Below are 22,584 nucleotides of genomic sequence, written 5' to 3' on the forward strand. Positions count from 1 at the left end.
GTAACAAATAGAACGTTGTTATTTTTCGTTTCTTTCTTGAGCTATTTTCTCTAATTCGTCATACCAATCGACTCCAAATTTTCTAATTAAGGCTTCTTTTACAAATTTATATACAGGCACTCCTAATTCTTCTCCTAACTCGCAAGCGTCATCACAAATTTGCCATTTGTGATAATTTACCGCCGAAAATTCTGTGTAATCTTGCACTCGAATGGGATATAAATGGCAAGACACTGGTTTTTTCCAATCGACTTCGCCTTGATTATAAGCTTCCTCAATGGCACAAAGCGCCGTTTTGTTTTCATCAAATATAACATAGGCACAATCTGCACCATTAATAAGCGGAGTTTCTAGTTCTTCGTTTTCAGTGGTAATAAAAGTGCCTTGTTTTTCTATAGCCTCTATGCCTTCTGGTCTCAAAAAAGGCTTCACCTTTGGGTAAATAGTTTCAAGTATTTGTGTTTCCTCTTTATTTAGTGGCGCACCAGCATCACCATCTATACAACAAGCGCCTTTGCATGCATTTAAATTACACACAAAATCTTTTTCTATAACATCTTCAGAAACAATAGTTTTACCTAACTGAAACATAACTTTTTAAAATTAAATTTTTGGCAAAAATAGTTAATAATAATATGAAATTAATTAAGATTTATATACTACTTTTGCCGAAAATTTAACCCCTTTTAATATGCAACTTAATTTAAAAGAAATATTTACCGCATTTATGGTTCTCTTCGCTGTAATAGATATTATTGGCAACATACCTATTGTAATTGACTTACGTAAAAAAGCTGGCCAAATACAAAGCGAAAAAGCTTCTATAATTGCTGGAGCTATTTTAATTGTTTTCTTGTTTCTTGGAAAAAGTATTTTAAATCTTATTGGCATAGACGTAAACTCTTTTGCTGTAGCCGGTGCATTTATATTATTTTTTATTGCTTTAGAGATGATTTTAGGAATAACGCTTTATAAAGAAGAAGAACAATCGGCTGTTACTGCAACCGTTTTCCCACTTGCATTCCCATTAATTGCCGGACCAGGTAGTTTAACCACCTTATTATCGCTTCGTGCTGAATTTAGAACAGAAAACATTATTGTAGCTGTAATATTAAATGTTATTATTATTTTTATAGTTTTAAAAACATCGGCAAAAATTGAACGCATTTTAGGCGCAAATGGCATTAATATTATTAGAAAAGTATTTGGTGTTATTTTACTAGCTATTGCCGTTAAACTTTTTACCCACAATATTAAAGCCTTATTTGATATTGTTTAAATATTTAAAATGAAGATTTTTACATACATAATTAGTGTTATTGCTTTAGGACTTATAATTTTTAATAGCACCAAAATAAATACTGATGCCCCTTTTTCTGGCGAAAGCATGATTGCTTTAATAACAATAATTGCAGGACTTTGCGTTATTTTATTAATGACTATTTTAAGAGTATCAAAACAAATAGAGAAAAAGGTAAAAGAAAAAAACTAATATGTTCGATGCGGTTATAATTGGCGCTGGCGCTGCTGGCATGTCGTGTGCTTTGGTTTTAGGATCTGGGTTACAAAAGCCATTCGCTAAAGGCAAAAAAGTAGCACTTTTTGCTCACCAAAAAACCTCACATTTACAAACGGCATTATTCAATAATGTACTAGGATTAAAACCTGGCACAACAGGAGAATCTATTTTAGAAAGTGGTAAAACGCAACTAAAAACGCTTTACCCTGCCATTGAACAGATTGAAAATGAAAAAGTTTTAAACGTTAGCAAATCCAACAATAATTTCACTATTACAACCAACAAAAACACTTACACTAGTAAAATAGTTGTTATAGCTGTTGGTTACACTAATTTATTTACCATAGAAGGCTTAACTAAATATATTGAAGCTCACCCAAGAGCTGCAACCGAAAAAAATAGAATCTGGTTAAAAAACACCGACCACCTTGTTGAAGAAAATCTATATGTAGCTGGTACATTAGCAGGATGGCGCAGTCAGTTTGCAATCGCTTCGGGAAGCGGTGCTCATGTTGCCACCGATATTTTAACTTTATGGAATAACGGAAAACACACTAAAGTGCATGATAAAGTAAACGAAGCTTAATTTTAAAGCAATTCTTTCGTTAAATAATCAAACAAAAAATGGTGAAATTTAAAACTTCACCATTTTTTGTTTTTTTTTTAAAATCTATATTTTACAACACCTAAAACGCATAGCGTTGTGGCCCGCCGCGACGAATTTCTTCGCTACAAAAGGCTTCGTATTTTTTAAAATTTTCTCTAAACGCATTGGTTAATTTAAATGCCATCGTATAGTACGCTTGGTCGTCGTTCCAGGTTTGTCTTGGACTTAATACACTTGTTGGAACACCCGGACAAGATCTTGGTTGCGCTACACCAAAAACCGAGTGAATGTGGTAGTTATCGTAGTTATACAAGCCCAAATCGCCATTTAAAACAGCGTTAATCATGGCGCGTGTGTATTTTAATTCCATGCGTTTACCAACGCCGTAAGGTCCACCAGTCCACCCTGTGTTTACCAGCCAAACATTTACGCCAGCATCCACCATTTTTTTGCTTAACATTTCGGCATATTTCGATGGGTACAAAGGCATAAAAGGCGCTCCAAAACAGGCAGAAAATGACGGTACTGGCTCTACCACACCTGCTTCGGTTCCTGCAACTTTTGCCGTATAACCCGAAATAAAGTGATACGCCGCCTGACTTGGTGTTAATTTAGATATTGGTGGAATTACCCCAAAAGCATCGGCCGTTAAAAAGAAAATATTTTTAGGTTTTTTTCCTATTGATGGTTTGCAAATATTTTCAATATGATGAATAGGATAACTTACCCGAGTGTTTTGTGTTATGGATGTATTCGCAAAATCTACCGTACCAGCATCATCTAGTATTACATTTTCAAGAATAGCACCTTTTTTTATCGCGTTAAAAATTTCGGGTTCTTTTTCTTTCGATAGGTTAATTACTTTAGCGTAACAACCACCTTCAAAATTAAATACTGTGTTTTCTTTGGTCCAACCATGCTCGTCGTCGCCAATTAAACTTCTATTTGGGTCGGTAGATAAGGTTGTTTTTCCGGTACCAGATAACCCAAAAAATATGGCTGTATCGCCTTCTTTTCCAACATTTGCACTACAATGCATAGGTAAGGTTTCTTTAAACACAGGTAGAATAAAATTTAAAGCCGAAAAAATACCTTTTTTAATTTCGCCAGTATAACCTGTACCACCTATTAAAGCAATTTTTCTGGTAAAGTTTAATATGGCAAAATTATGTTGACGTGTATGGTCAATCTCTGGAGTTGCCATAAAACCAGGAGCATTAACAATGGTCCATTCTGGTGTAAAACCATCAAACTCATCATCCTTTAAACGTAAAAACATATTGCTTGCAAACATGTTGCTCCATGGATACTCGTTAATAACACGAATATTGAGCTTATAATTTTCATCGGCGCAAGCGTAACAATCACGAACAAACAATTCTTTTTCAGAAAGGTAATCAACAACTTTATTGTATAATTTATCAAAATGAGCAGTTTCAAAAGGAATATTAACATTGCTCCACCAAATTTTCTCTTCGGTAACAGCATCCTTAACTATAAAACGATCCTTTGGAGAACGCCCAGTAAATTCACCTGTATTTATTACCAAAGCACCAGAACTTGCTTCGACACCCATACCTTTTTTAATAGAAATATCGTGTAAAGCTTCGGGCGATAATTGATATTGTACATGGGCATTTTTTATACCGTACTTTTCTAACGAAATCGTTTTCGTAATTTGCTTGTAGCTTTCCATAATTTCACTTAAAATTAAATTATAAAAGCAAAACTATAATATTTATTTGTAAATTAACTTTTTAAATAACGTTTTTTTGAGAATTTTTCAATACAGAAACTAAAACAAATACCCAAGCTAAAATTAATAAAAGACCACCAATAGGTGTTATAAAACCAATGGTTTTAAAATTAAAACCCGACAAATTATTAGTTGCTAAACCATAAATAGAACCCGAAAAGAAAATAACTCCAATTATAACCAGATAAAAAATAATACGTTTCGTCTTTTCTGAAATAGAATGCGTATGCGCCACAAACAATAAAAAAAGAGCATGATACATTTGGTATTTTACACCCGTTTCAAAGGTTTGAATAGCTTCTGCAGAAATAAGTTGTTTTAATCCATGAGCGCCAAAAGCGCCCAAAATAATACTTATTAAACCTATTAACGAAGCGGCAATTAAAATTTTTCTAGTCATTTTTATAAATTATTTTTAACAAAACCTTATTTTTATTGATACATCCGAAATAAATATTTCGAACATAGCGTACACAAAATTACTCAACTAAACCCGAAATGCGAAAGATTTTAATTATTGGTTCTGGGAAATCTACAGCTTATCTACAAAAATATTTGCTAGATAAATCGGATGCTGAAAATCTGTTCATTACTATTGGGGATTTAGATTTAAAAACGGCTCAAAAAGCCATTCAAAATCATAAAAACGCGAAAGCTATAGCATTAAATGTTTTCGATAACCAATCGAGAACACAGGCTATAAAAAATGCCGATATTGTGGTATCTATGCTTCCGGCACGTTTTCATATTGAAGTAGCTAAAGATTGCGTTATCTATGCCAAACCTATGGTTACAGCTTCGTATGTTAGCCCAGAAATGCAAGCCCTACACGACGCAGCCGTAGCAAAAAACATAATTTTACTCAACGAAATTGGTGTCGATCCTGGTATAGACCACATGAGCGCTATGCAAGTTCTAGATCGCATTCGTGATGCGGGCGGAAACATAATACTTTTCGAGTCGTTTACCGGCGGTTTAGTGGCACCCGAAAACGACAATAATTTATGGAACTACAAATTTACTTGGAATCCCAGAAACGTCGTGCTTGCCGGACAAGGCGGCGCTGCCAAATTTTTACAAGAAGGCACTTATAAATACATTCCGTATAACCGATTATTTAGACGAACCGAATTTTTAGAAATCGATAATTTTGGCCGATTCGAGGTTTATGCCAATCGCGACTCTTTAAAATACCAAAACGCATACGGCTTGCAAAACGTAAAAACACTGTACCGCGGCACCATGCGTCGCGTAGGTTTTAGTCGCGCCTGGAACATGTTTGTAACCTTAGGAATGACCGACGATAGTTACACCATCGATAATAGCGAACAAATGACTTATCGCGATTTTACCAACTTATTTTTACCCTACAGCCCAACCGATTCGGTAGAACTTAAACTACGGCATCAACTAAAAATAGATCAAGATGATATTGTTTGGGATAAATTAGTAGAACTCGACATTTTTAGCGCAACCAAAAAAGTAGGCATCAAAAACGCCACACCAGCACAAATACTTCAAAACATACTAACCCAGAGTTGGTCCCTAGCCAAAAATGATAAAGACATGATTGTAATGTATCACAAATTTGGTTACGAAAAAAATGGAAAAAACCACCAAATAGATGCCACTATGGTTGTTTTAGGCGAAGACCAAACCTACACCGCTATGGCAAAAACCGTTGGATTACCCGTTGCAATGGCTACACTTGCCATTTTAAACAAAAAAATTACAGCCACTGGTGTGCAAATACCCATTTCTAAAAATATTTATGCGCCCATTTTAAGCGAATTAGCCACTTTTGGCATTGTATTTAAAGAAAAAGAAGTGCCTTATTTAGGATACAACCCCTTAAATATTTAGCCATTATTGGGCGTTACCCGCAAGGGGTCGGGCTTTACGCTACAATCTTTTTACGAAACAGTTCGAACTCGTTTTGCAAGCCATCAACAAAAACAAACTTAAAAGTATATTAAATTATTAGGTTTAAAATATTCGTAAAAAGGATTTCCACTGCAATCCCTAACGCAATTTTAGTTTCAAATTAAAACAAAACAATTATATTTATGTTTTAGTTTAAAACCGTATGAAAAAAACAAAAACCATAACTATCGACGGCATCGATAAAAAAATACTTCGCGCCCTAATGCAAGATGCCCGAACACCAATTTTAGAAATTGCTCGAAATGTAGGAATATCGGGAGCAGCCATTCACCAACGCCTTCGCAAATTAGAAAAATCGCAATTACTGGCAGGCTCAAAATTTATTATCGATCCTAAAATTTTAGGGTTTTCAACCCTAGCTTTTGTTGGTATTTATTTAGATAAAGCTGCCGATAGCGATAGCGTAATTAATGCCTTAAAAAAAATTCCTGAAGTTGTAGAATGCCATTACACAACCGGTAATTACAACTTATTCATTAAAGTATTAAGTTTAGACAACAACCATTTAATGCATATACTTAATAAAGAAATTCAACCAATAACCGGCGTTTCTAGAACCGAATCGTTAATTTCTTTAGAACAGCAAATTGATAGGCAGATAAAGGTTTAAACAAATTATTTATAAAACAAAACCCCTAGTATTTGCTCGGGGTTTTGTTTATTTAAAAATTTCCTGCTCTCGCCGAAATTGTATTATTTCATTTTCATGAGCCAATTACGTACATCAACATCTTGTTTTATAATGTTACGTAAATCTTCAATTTTAACGCGCTCTTGCTCCATAGAATCTCTATGACGAATGGTAACCGTGTTATCTTCTAAAGTATCATGATCTACCGTTATACAAAACGGTGTTCCGTTTGCATCTTGTCTTCTGTAACGACGCCCAACGGCATCTTTTTCGTCGTAAATTACATTGAAATCCCATTTTAAATCTTCAACTATTTTACGAGCAACATCTGGCAAGCCATCTTTTTTAACCAATGGTAAAATAGCAGCTTTTACTGGCGCTAAAACACTTGGTAATTTTAAAACAGTTCGAGTAGTGCCATTTTCTAGTTCTTCTTCTTGCAACGAATTCGAGAATACTGCTAAAAACATACGATCTAAACCAATTGAGGTTTCTAATACGTATGGCACATAACTTTTATTTTCTTCCGGATCGAAATATTGCAGTTTTTTACCAGAATATTCTTCGTGTGCTTTTAAATCGAAATCGGTACGCGAGTGTATACCTTCTAGTTCTTTAAAGCCGAATGGGAATTTAAACTCAATATCGGCTGCGGCATCGGCGTAGTGTGCTAATTTTTCATGATCGTGAAAACGATAATTATCTGCACCCATACCTAAACTTAAATGCCATTTTAAACGCGTTTCTTTCCAGTGTTCGTACCATTCTTTTTGAGTACCTGGTTTAATAAAAAACTGCATTTCCATTTGTTCGAACTCGCGCATTCTAAATATAAATTGTCTGGCAACAATTTCATTTCTAAACGCTTTACCGGTTTGTGCAATACCAAACGGAATTTTCATACGTCCTGTTTTTTGCACATTTAAAAAGTTAACAAAAATACCTTGAGCCGTTTCGGGGCGCAAGTATAAATCCATGGCACTTTCGGCAGAAGCACCAAGCTTGGTGCCAAACATAAGGTTAAACTGCTTAACGTCGGTCCAGTTTTTACTTCCGGTTAACGGATCTGCAATTTCTAACTCTTCTATTAAGGCTTTAACATCGGCTAAATCTTCGTTTTCTAAAGATTTTGCCATACGAGAAAGTATAGTGTTTATTTTTTCTTGGTATCCTAAAACACGGCCGTTTGTGCTTAAAAACTCTTCTTTATTAAACGCATCACCAAAACGTTTTTCGGCTTTTTTAACCTCTTTTTCAATTTTAGCTTCAATTTTAGCGCAGTAGTCTTCAATTAAAACGTCGGCGCGGTATCGTTTTTTAGAGTCTTTATTATCAATTAACGGGTCGTTAAACGCATCAACGTGCCCCGAAGCTTTCCAGGTGGTTGGATGCATAAAAATTGCAGCATCGATACCCACAATATTCTCATTCATTTGCACCATGGCTTTCCACCAGTAGTCGCGAATGTTTTTCTTTAATTCTGCACCATTTTGTGCATAGTCGTAAACGGCGCTTAAACCGTCGTAAATTTCGCTGCTTTGAAACACATAACCGTATTCCTTTGCGTGCGATATAACCTTCTTAAATTGATCGTCTTGATTTGCCATTCTGCAAAAATATAAAACCCAAATAAACTATTACTGTTCTTTATTAAAATTTGATGCAAATTCGCTAATAAATATTTATATTAGGAAACTAAAGCTATAATCTTTTTTGAAAACTTGAATTGTATCGACAAAGCGCATTAGGGATTGTAGTGAAAATCCTTTTGCCTAAGCAAAAGATTGCAACGGAAAGCCCGACCACGATCCCGAATATTCGGGACGGGGTAATGCCCAAAAATTATGCTAAAAAACCTAGTAAATTTATTTTTCCCCGAAGTTTGTTATGCTTGCCAAAACTTACTTAACGATAACGAAGCTAGTATTTGCACAACCTGTCGGCACGATTTACCTATTACCAATTTTCATTTTAACAACGACGATACCGTAAAAAAAGTACTGTATGGAAGAGCTAAAATTGAACACGCTACGGCACTTTTTAGATTCCAGAAAAAAAGCTTGGTGCAACAACTTATTCATGGCTTAAAATACAAAGGCTACGAAAATATTGGTTTTGTTTTAGGTAATTGGTTAGGTGGCGAACTTAAACAAATTAAAGCTTACCAAACTATTGATGCCGTAATACCTGTGCCGTTGCATAAAAACAAACTTAAAAAACGCGGTTATAACCAAGTTACAAAATTTGCAGAACAACTGGCTTTGGCTTTAAATGCTGAATGTTACCAGAATGTTTTAGTAAAAATAACAAACACCAAATCGCAAACTACTAAAGAAAGAATTTTACGTTGGAACGAAAACCAACAGCTTTTTGCTACCAAAAATATTACCCAAATTAAAAACAAACATATTTTACTTGTAGACGATATTATAACTACCGGCGCAACCATTGAAGCGTGCATAAATGTACTTACCAAAGCCGAAAATGTTAAAATAAGTGTAGCCACCATGGCAATAGCATAAAGTAGTTTAGCGTTATAACCTTAAAATTATGTAGGTTTGTAAAAATTTATAATTGTTAGATGAATAAAACGCTTCGCAACCTAATTTTAGCTTGTAGTTTTGGTTTAATTTTAGTTAACTGTGCCAATCGTGGCTCGCCGGATGGTGGCCCTAAAGATGAAACACCTCCAAAAATTGTAAAGTCTTCGCCAGAAAATTTCACCACCAATTTTAAAGGCAACGAAATTGAAATTGAATTTGACGAATACATTAAAGTTAACAACATAGACAAACAGCTTATTATTTCACCGCCAATGAAATACGAACCAGACATTGTGCCTCAAGGTTCGGCTAGCAAAAAAATTACCATTAAAATTAACGATACGTTACCACCTAACACGACCTACGCTTTTAATTTTGGTAATAGTATTGTTGATAATAACGAGGGCAACCCTTACCCGTATTACCGTTTTGTTTTTTCTACGGGAAGTTATATAGATTCCTTAAACGTAAAAGGTAAAATTATTGATGCGCTACAAACCAAGCCAGAAGCTTTTGTTAATGTGGCTTTATACGAAGTGGACTCGACTTATACCGATTCGATTATATACAAAGAAGTACCCAAATACATTACCAATACTTTAGATAGTTTAACTACTTTTTCTATTGAAAACATTAAAGCTGGAAAGTATTTACTCATGGCTTTAAAAGACAATAATGGCGACAATAAATTTCAGCAAAAAACAGATGCAATAGCGTTTCATAAAGCATTTATTAACGTACCAACCGATAGTAGTTACACTTTAAAACTTTTTAAAGAATCGCCAGATTTTAAAGCGATTAGACCGCGTTTATTTGCAGGTGAAAAAATTGCTTTTGCTTACGAAGGAAACCACAAAAACATGAAAATAAATATGGTTTCTGAAACGCCTGAAGATTTTACATACCGCATTACCAAAGACGAGCTAGCCGATACGCTTTATTACTGGTATAAACCAAGATTAAAAGTAGACTCGCTTCTTTTTAAAGTAACCAACAAAGACTACGAAAAAGATTTTACTACTAGAATAAGCGAACAAAAACGCGACTCGTTAACCTTAAAAAACGCACCAACTGGTAGCATTGGTTTAGATGAAGATTTTAAAATATTTGGAAGTATTCCTTTTGTAAGTTTAGACGAAACAAAAGTTTCTATGATGGATAAGGATTCGGCAAATGTAGATTTTAAAACTAGTTTTGATAGTTTAACGAATGCTTACGCTTTTAGTTTCGATAAAACTTACGAGAATAAGTATAACATTTCTATTTTACCTGAAGCATTTACCGATTTTTTTGATAATAAAAATGATACTTTACAATTCTCGATTAGTACAAAAAAGGAATCGGATTTTGGTTTTGCTCGATTTTCATTAACTAACGCTAAATTTCCGCTAATTTTTCAGTTAACCGATAATAAAGGTGAAGTAAAATTTGAACGTTATGCTGCTACCCAAGGCGATGTTGAGTTTTTAGATTTAACACCGGGTAAATATTTAATCCGTGTTATTTACGACACTAATGGTAATAAACAATATGATCCTGGTGTTTTCTTAAAAAGGATACAACCCGAGCAAGTTTATCATTTTAAAGAAGTTGAAATTAGAGCCGACTGGGGTGTTACAGAATCGCTCACTTTTCCTTAATTATAAAATTATCCATATCGTTTAAAAACTGAAATCGCTTTCGGTTTTCGTCGATGTGGTTTTTATTTAGCGTAACTATTTTAACTCCAGATTCGTCGGGTTTAAAGGTTTCTATTTCGTTACCTAAAACATCGTACACCGCCGAATGACCGCAATAGTTATTATTAAGCGCATCGGCACCTACGCGATTTACGCCAATACAATAACTCATGTTTTCTATGGCACGGGCTTTTAACAGGCTATCCCAAGCTGCTATTCGCGATTGCGGCCAATTAGCAACATAGAACAATACCTCGTAATTTTGAGTGTTTCTTGCCCAAACAGGGAAGCGTAAATCGTAACAAACTAACGGATATAATTTCCAGCCTTTGTAATTAACAATAAGCTTGGTATTTCCTGCGGTATATATTTTATCTTCTCCTGCAAAAGTGAAGGTATGGCGCTTATTATAACAGGATAAATTGCCGTTAGGTTCTACAAAAACTAATCGGTTATAATAGTTGTCATTTTCGGTAATAACAAGACTTCCAGATATGGCAATATTGTGTTTAGCTGCAAGATCTTGCAACCAAGTTATGGTTTTACCTTGCATGGTTTCGGCAACCTTTTTGGCATTCATGGTAAAACCAGTAGTAAACATTTCGGGAAGCAAAACCACATCGACAGTTTCAGGAAGATTTTCAATGTAGTGCGTAAAGTGAATTCGGTTTTCCTCAGGATTTTCCCAAACTAAATTTGATTGAATTAACGCTATTTCGAGTTTTTCTTGCATAATACAAATTACTCAAAATAGCGTTAACTAATTGTATTTAAGAAGGAATTATTTTAGCTTCTTTTTGGCTTTTGCCATTTTTTCTTCAAGCGTTTTAATTTTTTTATCCCATTTAGCTTCATCAACTGGCGATAATTTTCCGCGCTCCATTAATTTTGTGCGCTTTTCTTGAGCTTTTTCTAAATTGCTTTTCGCCTTATCGAAATTAGATTGGGCTTTTTGCTTTTTAGCTAATTCCTTTTCGGCTTTTTTACGTTTATTTTCAGCTGATTTTTCCTTTTTTTCTACTTTTTTAGCTTCTTTTTTAGCTTTTTCGGCCTGTTTAGCTACTTCTTCAGCTTTTTGAATTTGAACCGCTTTTTTTATTTCCGCTTTTCTCTCTAATGTTAGTGTTTCGGTAACATCGGCACCATCTTTAAATATTCGCTCTCCTTTTACTTCAAAATTTTGCTTATCTACTTTTACTTTTTGAGCATTTACGGCAAAACTTAAGCCTAAACAAAGGGCTAACATAACATATTTCATAATTAATTTTATTTTATTGTTTCTGTTAAGACACGAAGCATATTAAAAAGTTACTCCTTTAACACAATTTTAAATACCTAAAAGTTTTAAAAGTTTTTGCTTATATGTTCTACCAATAGGAATTTTTTCTTGGTTTATATAAACTAAATTTCCCGAAATTTTATCGACAAATTTACGGTTTATAATAAAGCTTTTGTGCACTTGAAAAAACTGGTTTTCGGGCAATTTTTCTACCCAATTTTTTAGCGAATCCACATAAGTTAATTTTTGGTTTTGAGTAACCACAGTGATATAATTACGGTGCGATTCGATATACAAAATAGAATTAATTGTTATTTTATGAAGCGTTTTATCGACATTTAAAAAAAAGCCTTCGTTGTTTAAATCCTCGATTTCTTTAATCGGATTCAATCTGGTTTTGGCTTTATTAACGGCTTTTAAAAACCTGTTAAACGAGAACGGTTTAACCAAATAATCGACAATAGTATCGAGCTCGAAACTGGTTACAGCATACTCTGGATAGGCGGTTGTTACAATAATTTTGGGCGGGTTTTTAACGGTTTTTATAAAATCTAAACCAGGCATATCGGGCAAATTAATATCGAGAAAAACCACATCGACGCTGTTAATGTTTAAAAAGGCATTGGCTTCAATAGCTGCTTTAAACACACCTTTTATTTCAACATTGGGCAACTTCTCGATGTAATTTTTTATAATGTTTTGTGCCGGTATTTCGTCTTCAATTATTATACAATTCATTCTAAATTAATTAACAATGTAACACTAAAACTATTCATTTTATTTACTTGCAATTCGTAATTACCTTTATAGAGTAAGTTTAAACGTTTTTCTAAATTTTTTAGGCCTATTTTTTGCTGAATAGTTTCGTTTTTTAGATTATCGAAATCGTTTTCACAAATTAATTTTAGTTTTCCTTTTTTTACGGTTATTTCAATACTAATTTCACTATTTAAAACACTGTGTTTAAAGGCATTTTCAATAATAGTTATGAGCAATAACGGCGCGATATGATGCTGAAGCGTATCCATTTGCTTCGTGTATTTTATGGTTTTAACACCTTCGGTTCTTAGTTTTTGAAACTTAATATAATTATCGATAAACTCTATTTCCTTCTCTAAAGCCACCATAGTTTCATTGCTTTCGTACAACACGTGTTTTAAATTATTGGATAGCATTAAAATAAGCTCGGGCGTTTCGGCTGGTTTTTCTAAAGCGTAGGAATAAATGGTGTTTAAATTATTAAATAGTACATGCGGATTTATTTGAGTTTTAAGAAACTTTAGTTCCATTTCGGCATGTTCTTTTTTTATTTTTTCCACCTGCTCTTGCTCATTAATAAAACGATATAACACCCAGACAAACGAAAAGAAAATTAAAGGCACTAATGTTTGCCATAAATAATCGCTTAAACATTTATACAAACTGCAACCACATTGAGCAAAAGCATAACAATACAGTTGAGTTGCAAAAAAAGAAATGGCTGCAAAAACAAATATGTAAAACGCGTACAACTTCTTTTTAACAAAAAATGGCAACAATAAAAAATTGTTTAAATAGACAATAACTACCAATAATACCAAGTATTGCAAAAACGGATTCTCTTTCCAATAGAAATTAGAGAACAAAAACAGCGACACAAATACAAATAGCAACCAAAACAAAAGATGTACTAATATTTGAGAAATATGTTTTTTTACAATAACCATTCATTAAAAATAGACAGAAATAAAAAAGCATCAAACAATTTTGTACAAACGGCCTCTTTAATTAAACCAACGCCAACATATTGCATATGGTACAAACAAAACAACCGTTAAAACCATTAAGGTTGCATACTGTACATTTTAATTGAAACCTTCAACTTAACACGCTAGTTTTGAGAAACATCAATCTTACTTTTTCATGAAACGAGCAGTTATTTATCTATTTTTAATTTGTGTTCAAATTAATTTTTCTCAAAACCTAAATCAATTAACCATTAACAATGACGGCAAAGAAATTTTACTAGGAGAAATTAACAAAACGGGACTTACACACAATAGTTTTGGCACCTGGTTTAACAAAAACTATAACGATTATATTGTTAATAAAGATCTAGTTAAACAATTAAAAGATAGCCTAGACGCCTACCACATAAAAGTATTTTTAGGCACTTGGTGTGGCGACAGTAAACGCGAAGTACCACGATTTTATAAAGTTTTAGAACGTGCCAAATTTCCTGAAAATCAATTGCAAGTTTTTGCTGTTAACAATACCGAAGACGCCTATAAACAAAGCCCTAACCACGACGAAAAAGGGCTGAACATTCACCGTGTGCCAACTTTTATTTTTTATAAAAACGGCAAAGAAGTAAATAGAATTGTAGAATTTCCCGTTGAAACTTTTGAACGCGACATTTACAATATTTGCGTTACAAACAAATACCGCCCAAATTACCTCGTTGCAAATTATATGTACCATTTAATAAACACAAAAAGCATGGATAGCTTAACCATTGAAGCACCCATTTTAATACCGCGATTAGCCGAATTTACTAAAGGAAGCAGAGAACTTAACACTTATGGCTATTCCCTTTTACGATCAGGCGAAACAGAAAAAGCTTTATTTGTTTTTAAGTTGAACTCACAAATATACCCTTATAAATACAATGTTTACGATAGTTTAGGCGAAGCTTATTTTAAAACTGAAAATTACACAGAGGCATTAAAAAATTATTACAAAGTGCTAAGCTTAAAACCAGACAATGAAAATGCTAGTATTATGATAGAAAAAATAAATAAATTAACGCATTAAACCCAATTTAGCTGGCTTTAATAAGGGAATGATTTCTTTTCTGATTTTCAACTTAATATCTTGAATTTCCTTTAAGTTAGCTTCGCATTTTTTATTGCACCTATTTTTAGATGCTAAGGCACAATTTGCACAACTGTTAAATTTTTCGAAGTTATTTATAAAATCTAAGGTTTGATATTTTTGAAATACCCTAAAGCTTTTCAATTTCACTTTACTACTATCATGTACGTACAATTTATCTGTTTTTAACTTTTGCTTCAATGATGTACAAACCTTATATGTAAGCATTAAACTTATAGCAGCATAGCTAATAATGAAAACCGAAAGCACACAATAAATTATCATAGCGAAGTGTATTTGAGATTATTTTTCGTAAAATTAAAACAATACACTTCTTATTTTCTTTGAATTTCGTTGGATGGAAAAAATGTGTCGACTAAGATTAACTAACTTTAGATTAACACCTTATACAATATTCATTTTTTTTAATAAAAAGGAAGCATTCATATTTTGACAAATCCCTTGTTTTAATTTATAATCGAAATACAACTCATCATTTACTATTTCGGCATCGAAATAATAGTTTTTAATTTGGTGAAGCTCATTTTCCAATTCGCATAAACTTAAATCGTGAGTCGCGATAATACCTGTTGCATTTGATGCTACTAATTTTTCAACAAATTTACGCGAGCCAATCGCTTTATCAGTGCTATTTGTTCCTTTTAAAATTTCATCGAGAATAATAAAATACGGTTCCTTATTAATGGTTTCAACAATGTATTTTAAGCGCGTTAATTCTGAAAAGAAATACGAACTATCATCGGTTAACGAATCGGTAGTTCGCATGCTTGTTATTAATTTTACAGGTGCATATTTACTAGAATTTGCACAAACTGGCAAACCAACATTCGCCATAACAATATGTAATGAAACGGTTCGTAAAAAGGTACTTTTACCTGCCATATTTGCTCCAGTAACTATAAAAAACTGTTCGGTATTTAATACTAAATCGCTATCAATGCGCTTATTTTTATCAAGTAATGGGTGCCCCAAACCTTCTGCATTTATAACAGCTTCAGATTCTACAATATCTGGAAACACAAATTCTGGATGATTAAAAACATAGTTTCCTAAACTGTTGTAGGCATCGAAAAACGAAACCACCTCAAACCAATCTTCAACTTTGGCACCGTGTATTTTAATCCATTGTTCAATCTTATAAGCGTTTTTTAAATCGTTTAAAAAGAATCCATTTCCAAAAATGGCACCAATTAAATTATTGCGATTATCGAGCGCATCCAAAGCCTTTGAAAACCATTTAAAAACTTGTGAAGCCTTTTGATCGTTTGACTTAATTAACTCCTGTTTTGTCTGAAGTAATTCCGAAGAAAAAGAAGCGTCCTCAATTAATTTAAGCAAGGTTGTATATTGCCTAAACGTATCTCTTATTTTATTGGTATTACTTGCTAAAACATTAATTTTCTTTAAATAAACACCTGTAATCCCAAGGCCAAAAACCAACCAATAGCCAATAAAACCTAAGCTAGAAATAATTCCTGTAAGGGTTAAACCAAAAATTGATAAAGACAAAACTGTAAACACCAATGGCAGCCATTTTATAAATGCCGTTGTAAAAGGCTTATACTGCTTTAACCAATTAATTATGTTATGCGCTGGTGTTTCAACTTCTACTAAGCTTGATGTCGCGCTGTATAATTGACGCCATTCAGGTTGTTCGCTAAGTGCTTTTATGGCTTCCTGCCTATCGCCAATGCTTGTAATATTATTCGCTTTTAAGGCATTAGCAAGTTTTTGCGCGCCTTCTGTAATGGTGGTTCGGTTTATAAACTGAAAAAACGATCCGCGACCAAACAAATCTATATCTAAACTATAAAAATGAGACGAATCTTGAAACTGTTTACCATCGTTACGGTTATAAAAATCGCCTGCTGCTATTTTAAGCTCATCGTCGTTTATTCGTTTTAAATTTTTATTTATAGCTTTTTGTGTTTTTAAATCGGTGTATTTTGAAAGCAAAAAACCAAACACAGCCAAACCAATAACCACAAAAATAACTGCCACTTGCCATTGCGAACGCATTGTATAAGCCCCAAACGCTGTTAACCCAAAAACCGAAATTCGCAACAAACTAAACCAACGTAACTTAGTTGTAATTTGTTTCGTTTTATTGGCATAAATTTCGCTTTGCTTTTTATAATAATGTAAAGGATTTTGCATGAAAATAGTTGCTATTTAAAAAAAGAAAAGCCCTGAAAAACTTCAGAGCTTTAATGTAATTTCTTAATTTGTTAATCGCGACCTCCAAAAACTTGAAGCGCCCAGTATAATAAAGATGCTAAAGCACCAATTGCTGCCACTAAATATGTTCTTGCAGCCCATTTTAAGGCATCTTCCGATCCTTTATATTCGTCTGGTGTAACTATATTTTTATTTTTTAACCAAGCCAAAGCACGGTTACTTGCATCGTACTCAACAGGTAATGTAATAAAGCTAAATAAGGTTGCTGCTCCCATAAAAACAAGGCCTAAAACAGCCACCAAAAACCCAATACTCGAACCCGATGCTGCACCTAAAACCAATCCGCCAATTACCAACCATTGCGACATACCAGAGGTAACCGAAACCACAGGCACTAAGGCAGAACGCATTTTTAATGCACTATACGCTTGCGCGTGCTGTACCGCATGGCCACACTCGTGAGCTGCTACGGCAGCAGCAGCAGCATTTCGCTGGTTGTAAACGGCCTGACTTAAATTTACAGTTTTATTTTTTGGGTTGTAATGGTCGGTTAAACGTCCTGGTGTAGAAATAACCTCAACATCGTAAATACCATGATCTGCCAACATTTTCTCTGCAATTTCGGCACCACTCATCCCGTTGCGTAATGGTGTTTTTGAGTATTTAGCAAATTTTCGTTTTAGCGTATTACTTACTAACCAACTAACTAAGGCAATCGCTCCAATTAATATATAATATCCTAACATTTTTTTAATATTTTTAGTTTAATAATTTAAATATAACAAAAATAAAGCCAATGTTGTTAAAATGATATTCTGTCAGTATATAAATAAAAAAAACGGAAAATAGCATTGCGCATTTTCCGTTTTAACATATCACTCTTAAGTAAAACCTAAGCTTTTTCAAACTCTAAGTCAAAAGCTTCAGCTATTTCTTTATAAACAATTTTTCCGTTTACAATATTTAATCCTTTTTGTAAGGCTTTATTATTTTCGCATGCCTTTTTCCAACCATCATTTGCCAATTTAATAACATAAGGTAATGTTACGTTAGTCAAAGCCATTGTAGAGGTATAAGGTACTGCTCCTGGCATATTGGCTACACTGTAATGCACAACCTCATCTATAACATAAGTAGGATCTTGGTGCGTTGTAGGCTTGGTAGTTTCAAAACAACCACCTTGATCTACGGCCACATCAACCATTACAGCTCCTGGTTTCATTTCTTTAAGCATATCTCTAGTAATAAGCTTAGGTGCTTTTGCTCCTTTAATTAAAACGCCACCAATAATTAAATCGGCATCTTTAATATGCTTTCTAATATTATATTCGCTAGAAAACTCACTAATAACATTATTTGGCATAGAATCACTTACATACCTAAGCGCTTTCATGTTAATATCCATAATAGTTACTTGCGCTCCTAAACCAGAGGCCATTTTAGCCGCTTGATATCCAACAATACCAGCACCTAAAACTAGAACTTTTGCTGGCGGAACACCTGGTACACCTCCCAATAAGATACCACGACCTTTAATTGGTTTTTCTAAATATTTAGCTCCTTGTTGTATAGACATTCTTCCTGCAACTTCAGACATCGGAATTAACAACGGTAACGAGCCATCTTCCGCTTCAACAGTTTCGTAAGCAATACAAACTGCTTTACTATCTATCATCGCATTTGTTAAAGGTTCGCTAGATGCGAAATGGAAGTAAGTAAACACAGTGTGGTGCTCTTTTATTAAACCATATTCTTCGGCTATAGGTTCTTTAACCTTTACAATCATTTCTGCTGTAGCGTAAACATCTTCTATAGTATCTAGAATAGTTGCTCCAGCTTCAATGTAATCTTCATCTAAAAAACCACTATTAAATCCTGCATTTTTTTGCACATAAACCGTATGGTTTCTTTTGGTTAGTTCAAAAACCCCAGAAGGCGTCATACCTACACGGTTTTCGTTGTTTTTAATTTCTATTGGAACACCAATTTTCATCAATAATTAATTTAGATTATTTTATTAAAGCAATTTACAACGAATTAATTATATATTGTAATACAAAAAGCGGAAAACTTCATTTTTATTAAAATAAAAAAAATAAAAACAGAATTTTAGTAACTTTAAAAATTACAATAATTAATACTAGAAAGATTTAAAAAAATAGGCTATTTTTTTGCGTATTTAATTTTGAAGTAAACTAACATAAACGCCGAAATCACCGTAATACTATTAGCCACAATCATTGATGGGCTGTTTATGCTAATACCATAAATTAGCCACAATATAATACCCACAAAAAACATGGTTAACATGGGCATAGATAAACTGGTAACATCTTTAGTTTTCCAGGTTTGATACACCTGTGGCAAAAAGGCCGCAGTAGTTAAAAATGCGGCAACAAAACCTACAATTTCCATAATAAAATGGTATAATTTAAATAAAAATTTGGGCGTTACACCTCCTAAGGTCGGCGTCGGGCTTTGCGCTATATCTTTTTTATCATACTTCAAAAAAAGGATGCCGCTTCAATCCCTAACGCAACGTGTAACTCCCAAATAACATATAGTTTAATAGAAACTAAATTTAACCTACAATATTTACTATTTTTCCTGGCACTACAATTACTTTTTTAGGCGTTCTGCCTGCTAATTGTTCTTGTGTTTTTTCGTGCGCCATAACGGTTTTTTCAATATCATCTTTACTCATATCCATTGGTAATTCTAGCGTAAAACGCATTTTACCGTTAAACGAAATAGGGTAATTTTTGCTACTTTCAACTAAATGACTTTCATCGAAAACAGGAAACAGTACTGTAGAAATAGACTCGCTATTTCCTAACTGGCTCCAAAGCTCTTCAGCAATGTGTGGCGCGTACGGCGAAATTAAAACCAATAAAGGCTCTAAAATAGCTTTGCTTGTACATTTTTGTTGGGTTAACTCGTTAACAGCAATCATAAACGTTGACACCGAAGTATTAAACGAGAAATTCTCAATATCTTCCTGTACCTTTTTTATGGTTTTATGTAATGTTTTTAAGTTGTCTTTGGTTGGTTCTGCGTCGGTAACTTTTAGTCCGTTATCGTCTGCATACAGCTTCCAAAGTTTCTTTAAGAAATTGTGCACACCTGTAATACCCGCAGTATTCCAAGGTTTGTACTGTTCTAAAGGCCCTAAAAACATTTCGTATAAACGTAAACTATCTGCGCCATAATCGGCAACAATATCGTCTGGGTTTACAACGTTGTATTTCGATTTCGACATTTTTTCGACGTCGCGACCAACTTTGTAAACGCCATCTTCTAATATAAATTCGGCATCTTTAAATTCTGACCTCCAGTTTTTAAAAGCTTCAACATCTAACTCATCAGAAGCATTTACAAAAGATACATCGGCATGAATTTGTTGCACTTTTTCATCTTTTATTAAACCTTTCGATATAAATTTATTTTCACCTTCAACTCTATAAACAAAAGCACTAGTTCCCAAAATCATACCTTGGTTAATTAGTTTTTTTGCAAATTCAGGAACTGGCACAAATCCTTTATCAAATAAAAATTTCTGCCAAAAACGGGCGTATAATAAATGCCCTGTGGCATGCTCGCTTCCGCCAATGTATAAATCAACTTCTTTCCAATAATTTAAGGCGTCTTTACTTGCGAAGGCTTCGGTATTACCAGCATCCATGTATCGGTTAAAATACCATGAACTTCCTGCCCAACCTGGCATGGTATTAAGCTCTAAAGGAAACACCGTTGTGTTATTTATCTTGCTATTTTCTACAACCGAATTGGTTTCTGTGCACCAAGCCCAAACGTTGGCGTTACCTAATGGTGGCTCGCCAGTTTCGGTTGGTAAATATTTTTCAACTTCTGGTAATTGTATTGGTAAATGTTTGGCATCAATCATTTGTGGCATACCATCTAGATAATACACTGGGAATGGCTCACCCCAATAACGCTGACGACTAAAAACAGCATCACGTAAACGGTAATTGGTTTTGCCTTGACCATGCCCAATTTGCTCTAATTCGTAAATGGCACGTTTTGTGGCTTTTTTATAGTTCATTCCGTTAAGGAAATCGCTATTAGCAATTTTTACATTGTCTTTTGATGCGTAAGCTTCTTCGCTTATATCTACACCATCAAAAATATTTATAATGTCAATATTAAAATGCTTTGCAAAATCGTAATCGCGCTGGTCGCCACAAGGCACTGCCATAACGGCGCCTGTACCGTAACCGGCAAGCACGTAATCGCCAATCCAGATTGGAATTGGGGCTTTGGTAAACGGATGCTCTGCATAAGCCCCAGTAAAAGCGCCCGAAATGGTTTTTACATCTGCCATACGTTCGCGCTCACTGCGTTTTGCGGTGGCTTCAATATAGGCTTCAACCTCAGCTTTTTGTTCTGGTGTTGTAATTTGTAATACTAAATCGTGTTCTGGTGCCAATGTCATGAAACTTACACCAAAAATAGTATCGGGGCGCGTGGTGAAGACTTCAATTTGAGGCTTCTCGACTGCGCTCGAAGTGACAGCATCATTAGGAATAACATTAAAAGTTACCGATGCACCAACCGATTTACCAATCCAGTTGCGTTGGCTTTCTTTAAGCGAATCTGTCCAATCAATAGTTTCTAGACCTTGCAACAAACGTTCGGCATAAGCAGAAATGCGCATGCTCCATTGGGTCATTTTTTTACGTACCACAGGATGCCCACCACGTTCTGAAACGCCGTTTACAATTTCGTCGTTGGCTAAAACGGTTCCTAAAGCCGGACACCAGTTTACTTCTGTTTCAGCTAAATAAGTTAAGCGATACCCAAGTAAAATTTCTTGTTGTTTTTTGCTTGAAAAAGCATTCCAATCTTCAGCAGAAAAAACAGTGATATCTTCATCGGCAACAGCGTTTACATTGGCGTTACCTTCGTTTTCAAAAACTTTAATTAATTCTGAAATGTCTTCAGCTTTATTAGCATCAACATTATACCATGAATTAAATAATTGTATAAAAATCCACTGTGTCCACTTGTAATATTCTGGATTACTGGTGCGCACTTCTCTACTCCAATCAAAAGAAAATCCTATTTGATCGAGTTGGCGGCGGTATGTTTTTATGTTGGCTTCGGTAGTTAGTGCCGGATGCTGCCCTGTTTGAATAGCATACTGTTCTGCTGGCAAACCAAACGAATCGTAACCTTGCGGATGTAAAACATTAAAACCTTGGTGGCGTTTGTAACGTGCATAAATATCGGATGCAATATAACCCAACGGATGCCCAACATGTAAACCTGCACCACTTGGGTAAGGAAACATATCTAAAACATAATATTTTGGTTTATCGCTATTGTTTTCAGCTTTAAACGTTTGGTTTTCGGCCCAATATTTTTGCCATTTGGCATCAATGTCGTTGAAATTGTATTTCATCCTGTTTATTTCTACATTTTTTGAAAGCGCAAATTTACGTTTTAAAACGAAAAAGAGCCAATTAATACCAATACATTTATGTTAAGCGAATTTTAATGTTATAAAAACAAGCCTTTAATAAAGCAATTTGTAATTTCGCAGCATAAAACGTA

General features: G+C 34.2%; 21 protein-coding genes. 8 read left to right on the forward strand and 13 right to left on the reverse strand.

From position 1 onward, the window contains the following. Positions 1–18 precede the first annotated feature (18 nt). Positions 19–591, reverse strand: a complete 573-nt coding sequence (locus tag LG651_RS01415) for a DUF3109 family protein (RefSeq protein WP_226694376.1) — start codon at positions 589–591, stop codon at positions 19–21. A gap of 100 nt (positions 592–691) precedes the next feature. Here LG651_RS01415 and LG651_RS01420 point away from each other — a divergent pair, with 100 nt between their 5' ends. From LG651_RS01420 to LG651_RS01430, 3 genes are read left to right on the forward strand one after another with little or no spacing between them, the layout of a single operon-like run. Then, entirely contained in the window at positions 692–1,279 is a 588-nt protein-coding gene (locus LG651_RS01420) for a MarC family protein (RefSeq protein WP_226694377.1), read from the forward strand. Positions 1,280–1,288: 9 nt separating this feature from the next. After that, on the forward strand, positions 1,289–1,492 hold the full coding sequence (locus LG651_RS01425) for a hypothetical protein (protein ID WP_226694378.1): 204 nt from the start codon (positions 1,289–1,291) through the stop codon (positions 1,490–1,492). A gap of 1 nt (position 1,493) precedes the next feature. Continuing rightward, positions 1,494–2,105 (forward strand): FAD-dependent oxidoreductase, encoded by a 612-nt coding sequence (locus tag LG651_RS01430; RefSeq protein ID WP_226694379.1) that lies wholly within the window; start codon positions 1,494–1,496, stop codon positions 2,103–2,105. 100 nt (positions 2,106–2,205) lie between these two features. Here the strand turns inward: LG651_RS01430 and pckA are convergent, their stop codons facing one another. Both pckA and LG651_RS01440 read right to left on the reverse strand, forming a co-directional pair. Beyond that, on the reverse strand, positions 2,206–3,822 hold the full coding sequence (gene pckA, locus LG651_RS01435) for a phosphoenolpyruvate carboxykinase (ATP) (RefSeq protein WP_226694380.1): 1,617 nt from the start codon (positions 3,820–3,822) through the stop codon (positions 2,206–2,208). 61 nt (positions 3,823–3,883) lie between these two features. Next, positions 3,884–4,282, reverse strand: a complete 399-nt coding sequence (locus LG651_RS01440; protein ID WP_226694381.1) for a DUF423 domain-containing protein — start codon at positions 4,280–4,282, stop codon at positions 3,884–3,886. A 98-nt stretch (positions 4,283–4,380) separates the two neighbouring features. Here LG651_RS01440 and LG651_RS01445 point away from each other — a divergent pair, with 98 nt between their 5' ends. Then, a complete protein-coding gene (locus tag LG651_RS01445; protein ID WP_226694382.1) occupies positions 4,381–5,745 on the forward strand; it encodes a saccharopine dehydrogenase family protein in 1,365 nt (454 codons plus the stop codon). A 223-nt stretch (positions 5,746–5,968) separates the two neighbouring features. Then, positions 5,969–6,436 carry an Lrp/AsnC ligand binding domain-containing protein gene (locus tag LG651_RS01450; protein ID WP_044633017.1) on the forward strand — a complete coding sequence of 156 codons (468 nt, stop codon included), beginning with the start codon at positions 5,969–5,971 and terminating at the stop codon, positions 6,434–6,436. An 83-nt stretch (positions 6,437–6,519) separates the two neighbouring features. Here LG651_RS01450 and LG651_RS01455 read toward each other — a convergent pair whose 3' ends face one another. Beyond that, positions 6,520–8,064, reverse strand: a complete 1,545-nt coding sequence (locus LG651_RS01455) for a glycine--tRNA ligase (RefSeq protein ID WP_226694383.1) — start codon at positions 8,062–8,064, stop codon at positions 6,520–6,522. Between the two features lie 237 nt (positions 8,065–8,301). Here LG651_RS01455 and LG651_RS01460 point away from each other — a divergent pair, with 237 nt between their 5' ends. After that, on the forward strand, positions 8,302–8,979 hold the full coding sequence (locus tag LG651_RS01460) for a ComF family protein (protein WP_226694384.1): 678 nt from the start codon (positions 8,302–8,304) through the stop codon (positions 8,977–8,979). 59 nt (positions 8,980–9,038) lie between these two features. Next, a complete protein-coding gene (locus LG651_RS01465) occupies positions 9,039–10,640 on the forward strand; it encodes an Ig-like domain-containing protein (protein ID WP_226694385.1) in 1,602 nt (533 codons plus the stop codon). On the opposite strand, the gene LG651_RS01470 is transcribed toward LG651_RS01465, so the two are convergent. From LG651_RS01470 to LG651_RS01485, 4 genes are all read right to left on the reverse strand, one after another. Further along, the gene (locus LG651_RS01470) at positions 10,627–11,412 is read right to left on the reverse strand and encodes a nitrilase family protein (RefSeq protein WP_226694386.1); all 786 of its coding nucleotides are present in this window, start codon (positions 11,410–11,412) and stop codon (positions 10,627–10,629) included. The genes LG651_RS01465 and LG651_RS01470 overlap by 14 nt on opposite strands. Before the next feature lie 48 nt (positions 11,413–11,460). Continuing rightward, positions 11,461–11,937: a hypothetical protein gene (locus LG651_RS01475; protein ID WP_226694387.1), complete on the reverse strand. Its 477-nt coding sequence runs from the start codon at positions 11,935–11,937 to the stop codon at positions 11,461–11,463. 69 nt (positions 11,938–12,006) lie between these two features. Continuing rightward, positions 12,007–12,696, reverse strand: coding sequence for a LytR/AlgR family response regulator transcription factor (locus LG651_RS01480; RefSeq protein ID WP_226694388.1), 690 nt, complete (start codon positions 12,694–12,696; stop codon positions 12,007–12,009). Further along, on the reverse strand, positions 12,693–13,277 hold the full coding sequence (locus LG651_RS01485) for a sensor histidine kinase (protein WP_226694389.1): 585 nt from the start codon (positions 13,275–13,277) through the stop codon (positions 12,693–12,695). Before LG651_RS01485 ends, LG651_RS01480 begins: the two co-directional genes overlap by 4 nt. Positions 13,278–13,860: 583 nt before the next feature. On the opposite strand from LG651_RS01485, the gene LG651_RS01490 reads away from it, so the two are divergent. After that, positions 13,861–14,751, forward strand: coding sequence for a thioredoxin family protein (locus tag LG651_RS01490; RefSeq protein ID WP_226694390.1), 891 nt, complete (start codon positions 13,861–13,863; stop codon positions 14,749–14,751). Between the two features lie 465 nt (positions 14,752–15,216). Here LG651_RS01490 and LG651_RS01495 read toward each other — a convergent pair whose 3' ends face one another. The 5 genes from LG651_RS01495 to leuS all read right to left on the reverse strand — a co-directional run bounded on the left by LG651_RS01495 (position 15,217) and on the right by leuS (position 22,432). Next, positions 15,217–16,989, reverse strand: a complete 1,773-nt coding sequence (locus tag LG651_RS01495) for a MutS-related protein (protein ID WP_226694391.1) — start codon at positions 16,987–16,989, stop codon at positions 15,217–15,219. A gap of 71 nt (positions 16,990–17,060) precedes the next feature. After that, entirely contained in the window at positions 17,061–17,756 is a 696-nt protein-coding gene (locus tag LG651_RS01500) for a zinc metallopeptidase (protein WP_226694392.1), read from the reverse strand. A 146-nt stretch (positions 17,757–17,902) separates the two neighbouring features. Next, positions 17,903–19,003, reverse strand: a complete 1,101-nt coding sequence (ald, locus tag LG651_RS01505) for an alanine dehydrogenase (RefSeq protein WP_226694393.1) — start codon at positions 19,001–19,003, stop codon at positions 17,903–17,905. A 170-nt stretch (positions 19,004–19,173) separates the two neighbouring features. Next, positions 19,174–19,425: a SemiSWEET family sugar transporter gene (locus tag LG651_RS01510; protein ID WP_226544297.1), complete on the reverse strand. Its 252-nt coding sequence runs from the start codon at positions 19,423–19,425 to the stop codon at positions 19,174–19,176. A 166-nt stretch (positions 19,426–19,591) separates the two neighbouring features. Further along, positions 19,592–22,432 carry a leucine--tRNA ligase gene (gene leuS / locus LG651_RS01515; RefSeq protein WP_226694394.1) on the reverse strand — a complete coding sequence of 947 codons (2,841 nt, stop codon included), beginning with the start codon at positions 22,430–22,432 and terminating at the stop codon, positions 19,592–19,594. Positions 22,433–22,584 lie beyond the last annotated feature (152 nt).

This window comes from Neotamlana sargassicola, from assembly GCF_020523965.1.
GTDB lineage: Bacteria > Bacteroidota > Bacteroidia > Flavobacteriales > Flavobacteriaceae > Neotamlana > Neotamlana sargassicola.